The sequence below is a fragment of the Burkholderia sp. Ac-20344 genome (genome assembly GCF_017104975.1).
Classification (GTDB): Bacteria; Pseudomonadota; Gammaproteobacteria; order Burkholderiales; family Burkholderiaceae; genus Burkholderia.
The window spans coordinates 15,951-30,341 of the sequence record NZ_JAAGPP010000026.1; the positions used below are offsets into that span (position 1 = coordinate 15,951).

At 65.1% G+C, this 14,391-nt stretch carries 15 protein-coding genes; 3 read left to right on the forward strand and 12 right to left on the reverse strand.

Features of this window, described 5'->3' with window-relative positions; genetic code table 11:
• Positions 1-45 precede the first annotated feature (45 nt).
• The 3 genes from G3N64_RS11535 to G3N64_RS11545 form a co-directional block, all read right to left on the reverse strand.
• The gene (locus tag G3N64_RS11535; protein WP_205784069.1) at positions 46-1,089 is read right to left on the reverse strand and encodes an ABC transporter permease subunit; all 1,044 of its coding nucleotides are present in this window, start codon (positions 1,087-1,089) and stop codon (positions 46-48) included.
• Between the two features lie 52 nt (positions 1,090-1,141).
• Positions 1,142-3,013: an extracellular solute-binding protein gene (locus G3N64_RS11540; protein WP_205784070.1), complete on the reverse strand. Its 1,872-nt coding sequence runs from the start codon at positions 3,011-3,013 to the stop codon at positions 1,142-1,144.
• Positions 3,014-3,154: 141 nt separating this feature from the next.
• Complete coding sequence (locus tag G3N64_RS11545; protein ID WP_205784071.1) at positions 3,155-3,508, reverse strand: hypothetical protein; 354 nt, start codon at positions 3,506-3,508, stop codon at positions 3,155-3,157.
• Between the two features lie 230 nt (positions 3,509-3,738).
• Between G3N64_RS11545 and G3N64_RS11550 the strand changes: the two genes are divergently transcribed.
• Both G3N64_RS11550 and G3N64_RS11555 read left to right on the forward strand, forming a co-directional pair.
• Positions 3,739-3,984 (forward strand): hypothetical protein, encoded by a 246-nt coding sequence (locus tag G3N64_RS11550; protein WP_205784112.1) that lies wholly within the window; start codon positions 3,739-3,741, stop codon positions 3,982-3,984.
• Between the two features lie 109 nt (positions 3,985-4,093).
• Positions 4,094-4,351 carry a DUF4148 domain-containing protein gene (locus tag G3N64_RS11555; RefSeq protein ID WP_205784072.1) on the forward strand — a complete coding sequence of 86 codons (258 nt, stop codon included), beginning with the start codon at positions 4,094-4,096 and terminating at the stop codon, positions 4,349-4,351.
• Positions 4,352-4,424: 73 nt separating this feature from the next.
• Here G3N64_RS11555 and G3N64_RS11560 read toward each other — a convergent pair whose 3' ends face one another.
• From G3N64_RS11560 to G3N64_RS11570, 3 genes are read right to left on the reverse strand one after another with little or no spacing between them, the layout of a single operon-like run.
• Positions 4,425-5,090 carry a winged helix-turn-helix domain-containing protein gene (locus G3N64_RS11560; RefSeq protein ID WP_205784073.1) on the reverse strand — a complete coding sequence of 222 codons (666 nt, stop codon included), beginning with the start codon at positions 5,088-5,090 and terminating at the stop codon, positions 4,425-4,427.
• Between the two features lie 19 nt (positions 5,091-5,109).
• A complete protein-coding gene (locus G3N64_RS11565; protein ID WP_205784074.1) occupies positions 5,110-6,504 on the reverse strand; it encodes a HAMP domain-containing sensor histidine kinase in 1,395 nt (464 codons plus the stop codon).
• An 11-nt stretch (positions 6,505-6,515) separates the two neighbouring features.
• Positions 6,516-7,190 (reverse strand): response regulator transcription factor, encoded by a 675-nt coding sequence (locus G3N64_RS11570; RefSeq protein ID WP_205784075.1) that lies wholly within the window; start codon positions 7,188-7,190, stop codon positions 6,516-6,518.
• Between the two features lie 181 nt (positions 7,191-7,371).
• Between G3N64_RS11570 and G3N64_RS11575 the strand changes: the two genes are divergently transcribed.
• Positions 7,372-7,671, forward strand: a complete 300-nt coding sequence (locus tag G3N64_RS11575) for a DUF4148 domain-containing protein (RefSeq protein WP_205784076.1) — start codon at positions 7,372-7,374, stop codon at positions 7,669-7,671.
• Positions 7,672-7,778: 107 nt separating this feature from the next.
• Here the strand turns inward: G3N64_RS11575 and cyoD are convergent, their stop codons facing one another.
• From cyoD to G3N64_RS11605, 6 genes are all read right to left on the reverse strand, one after another.
• Positions 7,779-8,111, reverse strand: coding sequence for a cytochrome o ubiquinol oxidase subunit IV (cyoD, locus tag G3N64_RS11580; RefSeq protein WP_006759069.1), 333 nt, complete (start codon positions 8,109-8,111; stop codon positions 7,779-7,781).
• Positions 8,112-8,720: a cytochrome o ubiquinol oxidase subunit III gene (gene cyoC, locus G3N64_RS11585; protein WP_021162482.1), complete on the reverse strand. Its 609-nt coding sequence runs from the start codon at positions 8,718-8,720 to the stop codon at positions 8,112-8,114.
• Complete coding sequence (gene cyoB, locus G3N64_RS11590; RefSeq protein WP_205784077.1) at positions 8,720-10,726, reverse strand: cytochrome o ubiquinol oxidase subunit I; 2,007 nt, start codon at positions 10,724-10,726, stop codon at positions 8,720-8,722. Before cyoB ends, cyoC begins: the two co-directional genes overlap by 1 nt.
• Before the next feature lie 3 nt (positions 10,727-10,729).
• The gene (gene cyoA / locus G3N64_RS11595) at positions 10,730-11,617 is read right to left on the reverse strand and encodes a ubiquinol oxidase subunit II (RefSeq protein WP_205784078.1); all 888 of its coding nucleotides are present in this window, start codon (positions 11,615-11,617) and stop codon (positions 10,730-10,732) included.
• 269 nt (positions 11,618-11,886) lie between these two features.
• Positions 11,887-13,416, reverse strand: coding sequence for an NADH-quinone oxidoreductase subunit M (locus tag G3N64_RS11600; RefSeq protein WP_205784079.1), 1,530 nt, complete (start codon positions 13,414-13,416; stop codon positions 11,887-11,889).
• 497 nt (positions 13,417-13,913) lie between these two features.
• Positions 13,914-14,255 carry a hypothetical protein gene (locus G3N64_RS11605; RefSeq protein WP_205784080.1) on the reverse strand — a complete coding sequence of 114 codons (342 nt, stop codon included), beginning with the start codon at positions 14,253-14,255 and terminating at the stop codon, positions 13,914-13,916.
• Positions 14,256-14,391 lie beyond the last annotated feature (136 nt).

The following is a 14,391-nucleotide window of genomic DNA, read 5'->3' on the forward strand; positions in this document are numbered from 1 at the left end:
ACACCTCGCCCGGTGACGCCGGGCATGCAGACGGACGGTTTCATGTCAGCGCTCCAGGGTATCGAATTGAATGCGCGGATCGACCCACACATAACAGAGATCGGAGATCAGCTTGGTCGCGAGCCCGATCAGCGTGAACAGGTACAGCGTGCCGAGCACGACCGGATAGTCGCGTCGCACGACCGATTCGTACGACAGCAGCCCGAGGCCGTCGAGCGAGAACAGCGTCTCGATCAGCAGGCTGCCCGTGAAGAACGCGCCGATGAACGCAGCCGGGAAGCCGACGATCAGCGGCAGCATCGCGTTGCGGAACACGTGCTTCCACAGCACGCTGCGCTCGGAGAGCCCCTTCGCGCGCGCGGTCAGCACGTATTGCCGGCGGATCTGGTCGAGGAACGCATTCTTCGTGAGCATCGTGACGACCGCGAAGCTGCCGACGACCGACGCCGTGATCGGCAGCGCGATATGCCACAGGTAGTCGAGCACCTTGCCGACGAGCGACAGCTGCGCGAAGTTGTCCGACGTGAGCCCGCGCAGCGGGAACAGCTGCCAGAACGAGCCGCCGCCGAACAGCACGAGCAGCAGCACGCCGAGCACGAAGCCCGGAATCGCATAGCCGACAAGCACGACGAGGCTCGTCGCGACGTCGAACGGCGAACCGTTGCGCACGGCCTTCGCGATGCCGAGCGGCACCGATATGAGGTACGTGAGGAAGAACGTCCACAGCCCGATGCTGATCGACACGGGCAGCTTCTGCGCGACCAGCGACCACACGCTCTGGTGGCGGAAGTAGCTGTCGCCGAGATCGAAGCGCGCGAAGCGCTTGAGCATCAGCCAGTAGCGTTCGAGCGGGGGTTTGTCGAAACCGTACAGCGCCTTCAGTTGCGCGAGCTGCTGCGCGTCGACGCCGGTGTGCGCACGCATCCCGAACGGCACCGCGCCCTGCTCCGTCGCGCCCTTGCGCAATTCCTGCACGGCCTGCTCGACCGGGCCGCCCGGCACGAACTGGATCACCGCGAACGTGAGGGTCAGCACGCCGATGAGCGTCGGGATCATCAGCAGCAGGCGTTTGAGGATGTAGCTCCACATAGGGCGTCGACTCGCGATCGGTAGGCGGGGTTGGGCGTAGGGGCGGCGTGGCTCAGTGATCGGGCTTCGCCCACCAGGTCGACACGACCCAGCCCTCGGCCGAATAGTACAGCGGCAGCGTCTGCGGATAGGCAAGCGTGCGCTTGTACGCGATCCGGTGCGTCGTGCTGTACCACTGCGGGACCGCGTAGTAGCCGTGCATCAGCACGCGGTCAAGCGCGTGCGTCGCGTCGAGCAGGTCTTCGCGGGTCTGCGCGGTGCCGAGTGCGTGCAGCAGCGCGTCGACGGCCGGCGACTTGAGCCCGATGAAGTTGTCGGAGCCCGGCTCATCGGCGAATTTGCTGCCGTAACGCGAGAACTGCTCGGCGCCCGGCACCTGCACGCCCGGCAAGCGGATCGTCGTCATGTCGTAGTCGAACGCGTCGAGGCGCTTTTGCAGCAGCGCGTAATCAGCCGTGCGAAAACGTGCGTCGATGCCGAGCTTCGCCAGATTGCGCTGGTACGCCGTCACGATCCCTTCCATCGCCGCGCCCGAATCGTCGAGGATCTCGAACGTGAACGGCTCGCCCTTCGCGTTGCGCAGCGCGCCATCGCGATAGGTCCAGCCGGCCTGCGCGAGCAACGCGCGCGCCTTCAGCAGGTTCGCGCGCAGCGAGCCCGGCGGGTTCGTGTCCGGCTGCGTGACCATCGGGCCGAACACGGCCGGGTCGAGCTGCGCGCGCAGCGGCTCCAGCAGCTTCAGCTCACCGGGGCCGGGCGTGCCGGTCGCCTGCAGGTCGGTGTCGGCGAAGTAGCTGTTCAGACGCGTGTAGGCGCTATAGAACAACTGGCGGTTCAGCCATTCGAAGTCGAACGCGAGGTCGAGCGCCTGACGCACGCGCACGTCGCGAAACAGCGGCCGGCGCAGGTTCATGAAGAAGCCCTGCATGCCCGCGCCGTTATGCTGGCGGAATTCGCGCTTGACGAGCTCGCCGCTGTCGAAACGCTTGCCGACGTCGCGCCGCGTCCAGTTGCGCGCGATGTACTCGACGAGCACATCGTATTCGCCGGCCTTGAACGCCTCGAGCCGCGCGACGCCGTCGCCATACAGCTTGTAGACGATTCGCTCGAAGTTGTGGGTGCCGACCCGCACCGGCAGGTCGGCACCCCAGTACGCCGGGTTGCGCCGGTAAGTGATCGTCCGGCCGTTGTCGTAGTGCTCGATCAGGTACGGGCCGCTGCCGATCGGCTGCTCGAACGCAAACTGGTCGAACGGGATGCGCGAACCGTCCGCACGCAATCCCCACTTGCGCGAGAACACCGGCATGCCGCCGGCGATCAGCGGCAGTTCGCGGTTCGCGCTGCGGAACTCGAAGCGCACGGTGGCCAGATCGACGACCACGGCCTTCGCAATCTCCGCGAAATACGCGCCGAACTGCGGAGCAGCCTGCTTGCTCTTCAGCGTGTCGAACGAGAACTTGACGTCGTCGGCCGTGACGCGATCGCCGTTCGAGAAGCGCGCGCGCGGATTCAGGTGAAACGTGACCGAGCGGCGATCCGGCGCGATGTCGATGTCGTCGGCGAGCAGCCCGTACGCGGACGCCGGTTCGTCCGAGCTGCCGGTCGCGAGGCTCTCGAACAGCATGTCGATGCCCGGCGCGGAATTGCCGCGCATCGTGAACGGGTTGAACTTGTCGAACGACGTCAGCCGGTTCGGGTTCGCGAGCACGAGCGTGCCGCCCTTCGGCGCGTCGGGGTTGACGTAGTCGAAATGCTTGAAGCCGGGCGGATATTTCGGCTCGCCGTACTGCGCAATGGCGTAGGCCGCGTGCGCGGCGGTCGCGGCCAGCGCCGCCTGCAGCGCGAACACCGCGGCCGTGCGGCCGGCTGCCCGTACGGCTCGGCGGACCCGCGCGGCCGCGGCCCGGGGCAAACCCTTCGTCATAGAGGCCCTGTCGATCGAATAAGGGTAGTAACGAGTGACGATTCTACCCATTCAAGCCTGCAAGCCAAAAGAAAACCGCCACGCGGGCGGTTTCTTCACAAGCGGATCGCGGGCGCGCACCAGGCGGGCGCGCCCTGCCGATCAGCGCCAGCCGTTGTGGCGGCCATTGTCCCAGTGGCCACGATCGCCGCGCCAGCCGCGGCCGTGATGGCGGTACCACTCGTCACGGCCCCAGTAGCGACGGCCGTCCCAGTAGCGGTCACCATGCCAGCCGATCACGATGGCCGGCGCCGGGGCGTAGACGGGTGCCGGCGCATAGACCGGCGCAGGCTGATAGACGACCGGCGGCGGCGGCGCATACACGGGCGCGGGCGCGACGTAGACCGGCGCCGGAACGCCGACATTGATCCCGACATTGACGCCCGCCATTGCTGCGCCCGACACGAGCAAGGCCGTCATACCGGTCAGGAGCGAGGCAACACGCAAGGTCTTCATGGATTCCTCTTCTGGTTGTGTCATGTGTGATTCGACTATAACGGCAAGCGCAGTCTCCGCATATTTCAAGTTTGTAAGAACTGATGCGCTGCATCGCAGCGGGAAGCCCGCGCTAACGTCTTGTAACAATCGATGCCCACCCCGCCGGTCGCGCCCCTTTCCTAAAACATCTTTCGTCCTGCCCCGCGCCCCGCGTCAAGCGGCGCTCCGCGCCGGCCGAGACCTCGCCGATGCTGAAACCCGTCCGACTCGCGCTCGCGCGCCCCTGCACGTTCATCGTCCTCGCGCTGCTGATCCTGATCGCGGGGCCGCTCGCGGCACTGCGCGCGCCGACAGACATCTATCACGACGTGGTCACCGCTCAGACGACCGAACGCGATCCGCAGATCGCGTCGCTCGACGTCGACGCACGACGCCTGCAGGCATCCGTCGGGCTCGTGCGCGCGCTCGGCGGCTGGCACGACGCGCGTTCGTGAACGTTTCGTCATCGGCGCGCCGGACGCCCGCATGACCACACCCGATAACGTGTTTCGGGCAGCATCGCACCCGCGACACCGGTCGCCGACCTTCGACAAGAATCACGCCATGACGACATTGCTGCTCGCCACCGCCCTCCCCGCCCTCTGTGTCGCGCTGCCCGGCCGGGCCAGCACAACGCAGCACGACGCCGCGACTGCGCAGCGGACGTTCACCACGACCGCGCCCGCGCCGTTGTCGTCACAACAGGCATGGAATGCGCAGCCGGCAACGCTGCTGACACGCGCGCAGGTATTTCGCCAGCAAGTCCGTGCCGAACGTGACGGCCAGCTCGCGCAGCTCAACCGCGAACGCTATTCGCACTGACCGCACGCAACCGAACATCCCGCGCGACGCGCGGCATGCGTACCATCCGCAAACGCGACGCGATTCCGCATCGTCACCCGTTCGCGTCGAACCTGAACCCGAATCGCGCGACCGTCTCGATGCGCGCGGAAAACGCGTGTGCAGCCAGCTTGCGCCGCAACCGCGCGACCAGCGCATTGACCGTCTCAGGTTCGACGTCGGCATCGCCCCATGCATAGCGCAGCACGGCATCGCGCCCGACCGGTCGCCCCGATTCGCGCAGCAGGCATTCGACGAGACGAAACTCCCGTGTGCTGAGCGCCAGCCTCCGGCCACGCTCCTCGAGTGCGCGCGTGGCCGTGTCGAGCCGGACCGACTCGCGCATCGCGATGGCGCCCGTGCGGCACCACAGCGCGCGCAACCGCTCGTGCAGTTCCAAGAACGAACATGGATGGGCAAGACACACGTCGCAACCGGCCTGCAGCATCTGTGCGCGCTGCGCGGGTGTCGCACCGGCAACGATCGCGGCAATTGTCGCACCGCCGGCCGATGCGGCGAATTGCGGCAGCGCATCGAGGATCACCGGGCCGGCAGCCGGGTCCGGCGCAACGATCACGATCGCATCGAACCGCTCCTGGGCCGCCACGAAGCAGCCGTCGCGCCATCCGTCGACACGCTCGACGCCATGCGTGCACTCGCGAAATGCCTTGTCGAGCCGGGCCGCCTCCGGGCTCGGCGGGGAAATCAGCAGAATGCGCATCGACCGTTCTCCGACGCCGTCATGCGAGCGAGCGCGGCCAGCACTCGACCGTGATCGCCGTACCGGCCAGTGGCGCATCGCCGATCCGCAGCGTGAAGCCGTGCACGCGCATCACCGCCGAGACGATGCTCAGCCCAAGCCCCGAGCCGCTCACATGGCGCGTACGCTCGCCACGATAGAAGCGCTCGAGCACCGCGTCGCGTTCGCCGGGCGGGATGCCGGGCCCGGTGTCTTCGAACCGCACGAGCGGCCCGCTCGGTGTCGCATGGAGCGCGACGCGCACGCGGCCGCCCGGCGGCGTGAACTTGATTGCGTTGTCCGCGAGATTGCTGAACGCCTCGAACAGCAACGCGCGATCGCCATGAATGCGGTCGACCGGTGTCGCGTCGAGTTCGAACGACACGTCGACGGCTTCAGCCAGCGGTTCGTAGAGCTCGCAAACGTCGCGCAGCAATCCCGCGACGTCGACCGCGGCAAAGCCGCCGCGCCGGCTCAGCGTGCCGATCGCCGAGATGCGCAGCATCGCGCGAAAGCGCTCGAGCAGCCGGTCGGTCTCGTCGCGCGCCGACGCGAGCAGGGCCGACGCCGCGGGATCGTCCGCGCAAAACGGTTGCTCCGCGAGCCGGGCGAGTATCGTGTGCACGCGTGCGAGCGGCGTGCGCAGATCGTGCGCGATACCGTCGCAGGTATGCCGCACCTCGCCCATCAGCCGCTCGACTTCGTCGAGCATGTGGTTCACGAGATGCGCGAGCAGGTCGAGTTCGTCGTAGCGTCCAACCGGCAGCCGCTTGCCGAGATCGCCCTCGGCAATCTGCCGCGTGACGCGCCGGATCGCAGCGACACGGCGCATCTGCCGCATGCCGAGCATGCTGCCCCCCGCGATGCCGGCAATCAGGATCATCACGCCGCCGATCACGAGCCCGCGGATCGCGACATCGCGGATCTGGATGAAATGGGACAGGTCGCGCGCGACGACCAACGTCATCCCGTTGTCTCGGTGCACGGCCATCGCCTGCGTGATCGGCGCAGGCTGGCCGTCGAGCGGCACAAGCGTGCGATTCAGCGTGCGTCCGTGGCGATCCGTTCGCAGCGCGGGCGGCGGCGTTGCAATGTCGCCAGCCACGCGGCGCCCGTTCGCGTCGAACAGCCCGTAGAAATTCGTATGCATGTGCTCGTGCTCGAGCCGCCGGTGGATCGCGAGCGGCAGTTCGGCATCGGGAATCGAATCGAAATAGATCAGTTGCCACGCGAGCACCTCGTCGGTGTCGCGTGTCATCGTGTGCGTCGCGGCCACGCTGATCACGCCCGCGAGCAGCAGCAGCGAAACCGCGAAGATCGCCGCATACGCGCACAGCCAGCGAAACGTCGTCGTGTGCCAGCGGCGCGTGAAGTTTGCCGCCCGAGATGCATCCATGCCTGCCTCCATCACGCGAGCATGTAGCCCGAGCCGCGCACCGTCTGGATCATCGGGGGCACGCCGGGCGGATCGATCTTCTTGCGCAGCCGGCCCATATGGACATCGATCAGGTTGGTGCCGGGATCGAAGTGATAGCCCCACACGGTTTCAAACAGCATCGTGCGCGTGATCGTCTGGCCCGCATTGCGCATCATGAATTCGAGCACGCGGAACTCGGTCGGCAACAGCGGAATCTCGTCGCCGCCGCGGCGTGCGCAGCGCGAAATGAGATCGAGCTCGAGCGCACCGACCTTCAACAGCGTCTGCTGCGACACGCCCGACGCCTGCCGGCGACGCAGCAGCACCTCGATGCGGGCGCTCAGCTCGCCGGAATCGAACGGCTTCGTCAGGTAATCGTCGCCGCCCGCGCGCAGCCCGCGGATGCGCTCGTCGACATCGCCAAGTGCGCTCAGCATCAGCACCGGTGTATCGATGCCGACCGTACGCATCGCGGTCAGGATTGCGAGACCGTCCGCGCCCGGCAGCATCCGGTCGAGCGTGATCGCGTCGTACGATGCGCTCATCGCGCGCAGCATGCCTTCGCGGCCGTTGTCGATCCAGTCGACCTCGAACCCGCGCGCGGTCAGTTCGCCGACGATTTCGTTCGCGGTCACCGCATCGTCCTCGACCGTCAGTACTCGCATGGTTACCCTCGCAATGAACGTCATGACGGGCGCACGCGATGCGCCCGCGACTATCGTAGACGCCCCGATCGCCGTCGGGCGTTACATGAAAAATGCTTCATCCGTGCGTCGCCCGCCCCGTCGCGCGCGCCGCCTATGCTGACGTCATGCGGCATCGGGCCGCGCAACCAGGAGCTACCGGATGAAACTGTCGACTACTGTCGCCTGCATGCTGCTCGCATGCGCCAGCACCGCCGCGTTCGCGGCACCTCACCTGACACCGCAGGAATGCAACGCGTATCCGTTCGCCCATACCGGCCATGACGTCACGCATGCCGACCTCGTACGCGAGCTGGCCGAACTCGAACAGGTCGGCTACGAACCCGCGCGCGCGAGCCCCTACTACCCCGACGATCTCGACGCTGCGAAACATCGGCTCGCCGCCGAATATCGTGCGGACTGCACGCATGCGCTGACGGCCGATGCGGGCACACGACCCTGATCGCGCTGACCGGCGCAACGCGGCCGGGAAAAACAAAAGGCGGCACTCGCGTGCCGCCTTCTTGGCATGAAAGCGCAGGGATACCGACCGATGCGCCGCGATGCCGCTCAGCGCGACATCATGTTCATGCTGACGTTGTGCATCACCCACAGCGTACCGACGATCAGGATCGCCGCGGTCAGCACCGTGTAGCTGAACGCCATCACGTTCCAGCGCTGGCCCGACGAACCGTTCATGTGCAGGAAGTACACGAGGTGCACGACGATCTGCACGAACGCGAGCGCGGCAAGCGCGATCAGCGACGCGTGCGGCGACAGCACGCCGCCCATCACGAGGCCGAACGACGCGGCCGTGAGCAGCACCGACAGGATGAAACCGGCGACGTAGCCGCCGACACTGCCGTGCCCTTCTTCGAGTTGAGACGAATGCGAATGGGCCATTTAGATCACGCTCGCGAGATAGACAAAGGAAAACACGCAGATCCACACGATGTCGAGGAAGTGCCAGAAGAGGCTCAGGCACGTCAGGCGTCGCAGGTCGCGATCGGTCAGGTCGCCGCCGCGGAACACGATCTGCCCGGCGAGCACGATCATCCACAGCAGGCCGGCCGTCACGTGCAGCCCGTGCGTGCCGACCAGCGTGAAGAACGCCGACAGGAACGCGCTACGCTGCGGGCCCGCGCCTTCCGCGATCAGGTGCGAGAACTCGCGCAGTTCCATCACGAGAAACGCCGCGCCGAGCACGAACGTCACGGCGAGCCACGCGAGCAGCGCGCCGCGCCGCTGCTTGTAGGCGGCGAGCATCGCGAAACCGTACGTGATGCTCGACAGCAACAGCGCGGCGGTTTCCACCGCGACGCCCGGGATGTCGAACAGGTCTTTCGCGGTCGGCCCGCCCGCATACTGCTGGCCGAGTACCGCGAACGTCGCGAACAGCGCTGCGAAGATCACACAGTCGGTCATCAGGTACAGCCAGAACCCGAACACCGAATGCGACGGCGGATGGTCGTCGTGCTCGAGCAGGGTTGCGCTCAAGGTTTTCTGCAACATCAGTTGGCCTCCAGTTCCACGTCGTCGACGCGCGCGCCCACGCGCTTCGTCGGCTGCTTGTCTTCGATTTTCCGCACCGTCGACGCGGGGATGTAATAGCCGTCGTTATCGCGCGAGCTGTAGATCACGAGCGTCGCGACGATCCCGACGAGCCCGCCGATCGCCATCCACCAGATGTGCCACACGAGCGCGAAGCCGAGCACCAGGCTGAAAATCGCCACCACGAGGCCCGCGCAGGTATTCGACGGCATGTGGATGTCGCGAATCGCTGCCGGGTTCGGCCGGCCTTCGCCGCGTGCCTTCATGTCCGCATACGCGTCGAGCGTGCGCACCTGCGGGGTCACCGCGAAGTTGTAGTCGGCCGGCGGCGACGAGGTCGCCCATTCCAGCGTGCGGCCGCCCCACGGATCGCCCGTCGTGTCGCGGTACTCGGGCAGGTTGCGGTTGCGGATGCTGACCACCAGTTGCAGCAGCTGGCATGCAATGCCGATCGCGATCAGCACGGCGCCGAACGCGGCAACCAGCAGCCACGGATGCCAGGCCGGGTTGTCGTAGTGGTTGATCCGGCGCGTCATGCCCATGAAGCCGAGCACGTAGAGCGGCACGAACGCAACGTAGAAACCGACCTGCCAGAACCAGAACGCCGCCTTGCCGAGCTTCTCGTTCAGCTTGAAGCCGAACGCCTTCGGGAACCAGTAGTTGAAGCCCGCGAGATAGCCGAACAGCACGCCGCCGATGATCACGTTGTGGAAGTGCGCGATCAGGAACAGGCTGTTGTGCAGCACGAAGTCCGCGCCCGGGATCGCCATCATTACGCCGGTCATGCCGCCGAGCGTGAACGTGACCATGAAGCCGATCGTCCACAGCACGGGCGTCGTGAATTCGATCCGGCCGCGGTACATCGTGAACAGCCAGTTGAACACCTTCACGCCGGTCGGGATCGCGATGATCATCGTCATGATGCCGAAGAACGCGTTCACGTTCGCACCCGAGCCCATCGTGAAGAAGTGGTGCAGCCACACGAGGAACGACAGCACCATGATCGCGCAGGTCGCATACACCATCGTCTTGTAGCCGAACAGCGGCTTCTTCGCGAACGTCGCGATGACTTCCGAGAAGATGCCGAACGCCGGCAGGATCAGGATGTACACCTCCGGGTGGCCCCACGCCCAGATCAGGTTCAGGTACAGCATCGCGTTGCCGCCGGCTTCGTTCGTGAAGAAGTGCATGCCGAGGTAACGGTCGAGGCCGAGCAGCGCGAGCGTCGCGGTCAGGATCGGGAACGACGCCATGATCAGCACGTTCGTGCAGAGCGCGGTCCACGTGAACACCGGCATCTTCATCAACGTCATGCCCGGCGCACGCATCTTGATGATCGTCACGAAGAAGTTCACGCCGGTCAGCAGCGTGCCGACGCCCGAGATCTGCAGCGCCCACAGGTAGTAGTCGACCCCCACCCCCGGACTGAACTGCAGTTCCGACAGCGGCGGATACGCGAGCCAGCCCGTCTGCGCGAATTCGCCGATCACGAGCGAGACGTTGATCAGGATCGCGCTGACGGCTGTCATCCAGAACGAGAGCGAGTTGATGAACGGAAATGCGACGTCGCGCGCGCCGATCTGCAGCGGCACGATCAGGTTCATCAGGCCGACCATGAACACCATCGCCATGAAGAAGATCATGATCACGCCGTGTGCCGTGAAGATCTGGTCATAGTGGTGCGGCGGCAGGTAGCCGGGCGCGTTGTACGCGAGCGCGAGCTGCATACGCATCATGATCGCGTCCGCGAAGCCGCGCAGCAGCATGATCAGCGCGACGATGATGTACATCACGCCGAGTTTCTTGTGGTCGACCGTGGTCAGCCATTCCGTCCACAGCCACTTCCACCGGCCGGTGATCGTCAGCGCGGCGAGAATGCCCAGCACGACCAGCCCCATGAAGGCGCCGGCCACCATGATGATGGGCTGATCGAACGGGATCGCCGAGAGTGTGAGTTTGCCGAACATGCGTTACCCCTTCGTGCCGCAGGCGGCGTCCTTCAGGTCGAGGACGTGGCCATCGTTGTATTTCGCGATGATGTTGTGGAAGAGCCGCGGATCGACCGACGAGAAGTAGCGCACGGGCGCCTTCTCGCTCGGCTGCGCGACGGTGCCGTACACGGTCGCGTCGAGCCGGTCCGGCGACGCCTTCACCTTCTGCACCCACGCATCGAACTGTTCGCGCGGCTCGGCGAGCGTGCGGAACTTCATGTCTGAGAAGCCGCGGCCGCTGAAGTTGGCGGACGTGCCCGCGTAATTGCCGGGCTCGTCGGCGATCAGGTGCAGGCGCGTCTGCATGCCGGCCATCGCATAGACCTGGCCGCCGAGTTGCGGGATGAAGAACGAGTTCATCACCGAATCCGACGTGATGCGGAAGTTCACCGGCGTGCCGACGGGAATCGCGAGCTGGTTCACCGACGCGATGCCGAGTTCCGGATAGATGAACAGCCACTTCCAGTCGAGTGCGACGACCTCGACGTCGATCGGCTTCACCGACGACTCGAGCGGCTTGTACGGGTCGAGCTCGTGCGTGGTCTTCCACGTGAGCACGGCGAGGAACAGGATGATCAGCGTCGGCACCGTCCAGATCACGACCTCGATCGCGGTCGAGTGCGACCAGTTCGGTGCGTAGGTGGCGTTGCGGTTCGACGCGCGGTAACGCCACGCGAACCACAGCGTAAGCAGGATCACCGGCACGACGACGATCAGCATCGCCCAGGTGGACGTCGCGATCAGCGCCTTTTCGGCAGCGCCCACGCTTCCTTTCGGATTTAGTATATCTAAATTACAGCCTGACAGGCTCAAAGCCGCGCCGATCGACATCAGCGCCGCCCCGCCTCTTGAAGCTTTTCTTTTCATCACACAGCCCGAGGGTCATTGAATCCGTTTGCGTATGCCCGATGCGCATTCGATCCACGAAAGTGGCCGAATCATACGTCGCGCAAGTGGATGAAAAACCAGCTAATGCGGAAAATCATCATTGCAGAATCTGCAGTGAGACACATTGTCGCGGGGCAATTTCACGCAGCCGGAAGCCGGCCCGGCACTGCCAGCGCCGGACCGCTATCGTTGTGTGTGCAACTATTGCGCCGTCGTGCGATGCGCCCTGCTTGCACGACCGGCCTCGATCAGCCGCGCGTCGACGCCATGTACGACTGTTGCGGCTGCGCAGGGCCGTCCCCGGTCGGCAGCTTCGAATGGCTCGCGTCTTCGATCAGCCTTCCGACGGTCGGATCGATCGCGTCGGTGAACGGCTTCGGATCGATGCCGACCGCCAGCACGACCAGTGCGAGCGACGCGAACATCACGATCTCGCGACGGTTCAGGTCGGCGAGCTTCGCGATCCGCTGGCTCGCGACCTTGCCGAACACGACGCGCTTGAGCATCCACAGCGTGTACGACGCGCTGAGGATCAGCGTCAGCGCCGCGATGGCGCCGATCCAGAAGTTGAAGCGGATCGCACCCATGATGACCATGAACTCGCCGACGAACCCCGACGTACCCGGCAGGCCGACGTTGGCCATCGCGAACAGCACCGTGAAGGTCGCAAAACGCGGCATCACGCCCGCGACGCCGCCGTATGCGGCGATCTCGCGCTGCTTCGTGCGATCGACGAGCACGTTCACGCACAACAGCATCGCGCCCGCGACGAAGCCATACGACACGAGCTGCACGATCGCGCCTTCGACGCCGATCCGGTTGAACAGGAACAGCCCGAGCGTGACGATCCCCATGTGCGCGACCGTCGAATACGCGAGCAGCTTGCCGAGATCGGTCTGCGCGAGCGCGATCAGGCTCGCATAGACGATCGCGAACAGCGACAGCGCGATCACGGCCGGCGCGAAGAAATGGCTCGCATCGGGCGTGACCGGCAGCGCGAAGCGCAGGAACCCGTAGCCGCCGAGCTTGAGCATCGCGAGCATCAGCGCGGCGCCGGTCGGGCCGTCGGTGTAGACGTCGCTCAGCCACGTGTGGACCGGCCACATCGGCACCTTGACCGCGAATGCGGCGAAGAAGCCGAGGAACACCAGCAACTGCGGGGCGAAGCCGAGCTGCAGCGTGCGCCATACGGCCATGTCGAACGTATGCGACTGCGCGTACAGGTACAGCATCGCCATCAGCAGCAACAGCGAGCCCGCGAACGAGATGAAGAAGAACTTCACGGCCGCGTACACGCGACGCTCGCGCCCCCACGTGCCGATCAGCAGGTACAGCGGAATCAGCGTCGCCTCGAAGAAGATGAAGAACAGCAGCCCGTCCTGTGCGACGAACACGCCGACCATCAGCCCCGACAGGATCAGGAACGACGCGTAGTACTGCGCGACGCGCACCGTGACCGACTCCCACGACGCCACCACCACCACGAGCGTCGTGAACGCGGTCAGCACGACGAGCCATAGCGACGCGCCGTCGATGCCGACCCGCCAGCCGGAATTGAATGCCGCCAGCCAGTTGCGGCTTTCGACGAACTGCATCGCAGCCGAGTGCGCATCGAAGCCGGCGACCAGCGGAACGACAGCCGCAAGCCCCACCAGCGCGCCGGCAAGCGCGATCAGCCGCGTTCGACGTGGATGGTGGTCGGAACCGGCGCGAAGCAGCCCCGCGCCGAACAGGATCGGAGCCCAGATGGCCAGGCTCAGGAAGGGGAAATCATGCATGTCAACGAGGCCTTGATGAAGTCGCGCGCTGCATCGGGGACAGGCGAGACGAAAGGAACGAAATCAAATCGACAGATAGATTTCGTGAATCGCCAGTGTTGGCAAAATGTAAAGCGGCATCACCGGAAAACTTGACGCCGCTCAAACGCGATCGGGTTAACCAGCATAAGGCGATTGTTTATTTTCTGCAGCGCAGCAGAGTATTGATTTTAAGTGTCAGCCTATGCCATTGATTTTTATGAGTAATTTTTTGTATTGCTTGATGAGGTCGATTGTGAAAATCAACGCAGTGCCGCATTTTTGACGTCGACGCACTATTCCGGAGGGTCGGAACATGTCGATTGACGCGCGTCAGGACGGCAAACGTGGAACGCTCGATCCTTACAATCAAACTTTCATTTTTATTTCACTTCGCCTTGCTCGATGCAGGTCGAGCGCATGGTCGCCCTACCCGCGCCTTATGTTTCCGACCGCGATCGCCGATGACTCAGGCAACCTCATAGGCGCATCGTCATCGCGCGATGGTGGTCGTGTCGCGCGGGAAAATGGACGAAGCAGATGTCACGCATGGCACGGACCGGCGACGACGCGAGCGTCATCGCGTCGACGATGTGGCGCGCATCGATCATGCCGCTTGCGGCGGGCAGCGCCGACTTCGATGCGGGCGTCACGACGATCGCATTGCAGCCATGCTGCGACATCCCGCAGCGCGTGCAGGTCGCTCGACAGAGAACGGGTCGAGCGCGAGCAGCAATGCTGCCCTGCTCCATCGTGACGAGCTGCGTGATGATCGCGCGACAGTTGTGCAGGATTTGCTGGCGCTCGCCATCCACGTGCATGCCGTCGACCGTCGTTTGTCGATCACCGTGCAGACATGCGTAACGCGTGTGGGTGTCGACCAGTCCGTTGACTGGACGATAAGAGAGGATGGTCAGAACGGAATGCGGGCGGGCCAGGCGCATCACCTTGATGTCG

Excerpts from the sequence above, each read along its gene's own strand:
- G3N64_RS11535 (WP_205784069.1), bottom strand. The coding sequence starts at position 1,089 with ATGTGGAGCTACATCCTCAAACGCCTGCTGCTGATGATCCCGACGCTC.
- G3N64_RS11540 (WP_205784070.1), bottom strand. The coding sequence starts at position 3,013 with ATGACGAAGGGTTTGCCCCGGGCCGCGGCCGCGCGGGTCCGCCGAGCC.
- G3N64_RS11545 (WP_205784071.1), bottom strand. The coding sequence starts at position 3,508 with ATGAAGACCTTGCGTGTTGCCTCGCTCCTGACCGGTATGACGGCCTTG.
- G3N64_RS11550 (WP_205784112.1), top strand. The coding sequence starts at position 3,739 with ATGCTGAAACCCGTCCGACTCGCGCTCGCGCGCCCCTGCACGTTCATC.
- G3N64_RS11555 (WP_205784072.1), top strand. The coding sequence starts at position 4,094 with ATGACGACATTGCTGCTCGCCACCGCCCTCCCCGCCCTCTGTGTCGCG.
- G3N64_RS11560 (WP_205784073.1), bottom strand. The coding sequence starts at position 5,090 with ATGCGCATTCTGCTGATTTCCCCGCCGAGCCCGGAGGCGGCCCGGCTC.
- G3N64_RS11565 (WP_205784074.1), bottom strand. The coding sequence starts at position 6,504 with ATGGATGCATCTCGGGCGGCAAACTTCACGCGCCGCTGGCACACGACG.
- G3N64_RS11570 (WP_205784075.1), bottom strand. The coding sequence starts at position 7,190 with ATGCGAGTACTGACGGTCGAGGACGATGCGGTGACCGCGAACGAAATC.
- G3N64_RS11575 (WP_205784076.1), top strand. The coding sequence starts at position 7,372 with ATGAAACTGTCGACTACTGTCGCCTGCATGCTGCTCGCATGCGCCAGC.
- cyoD (WP_006759069.1), bottom strand. The coding sequence starts at position 8,111 with ATGGCCCATTCGCATTCGTCTCAACTCGAAGAAGGGCACGGCAGTGTC.
- cyoC (WP_021162482.1), bottom strand. The coding sequence starts at position 8,720 with ATGTTGCAGAAAACCTTGAGCGCAACCCTGCTCGAGCACGACGACCAT.
- cyoB (WP_205784077.1), bottom strand. The coding sequence starts at position 10,726 with ATGTTCGGCAAACTCACACTCTCGGCGATCCCGTTCGATCAGCCCATC.
- cyoA (WP_205784078.1), bottom strand. The coding sequence starts at position 11,617 with ATGAAAAGAAAAGCTTCAAGAGGCGGGGCGGCGCTGATGTCGATCGGC.
- G3N64_RS11600 (WP_205784079.1), bottom strand. The coding sequence starts at position 13,416 with ATGCATGATTTCCCCTTCCTGAGCCTGGCCATCTGGGCTCCGATCCTG.
- G3N64_RS11605 (WP_205784080.1), bottom strand. The coding sequence starts at position 14,255 with ATGCACGTGGATGGCGAGCGCCAGCAAATCCTGCACAACTGTCGCGCG.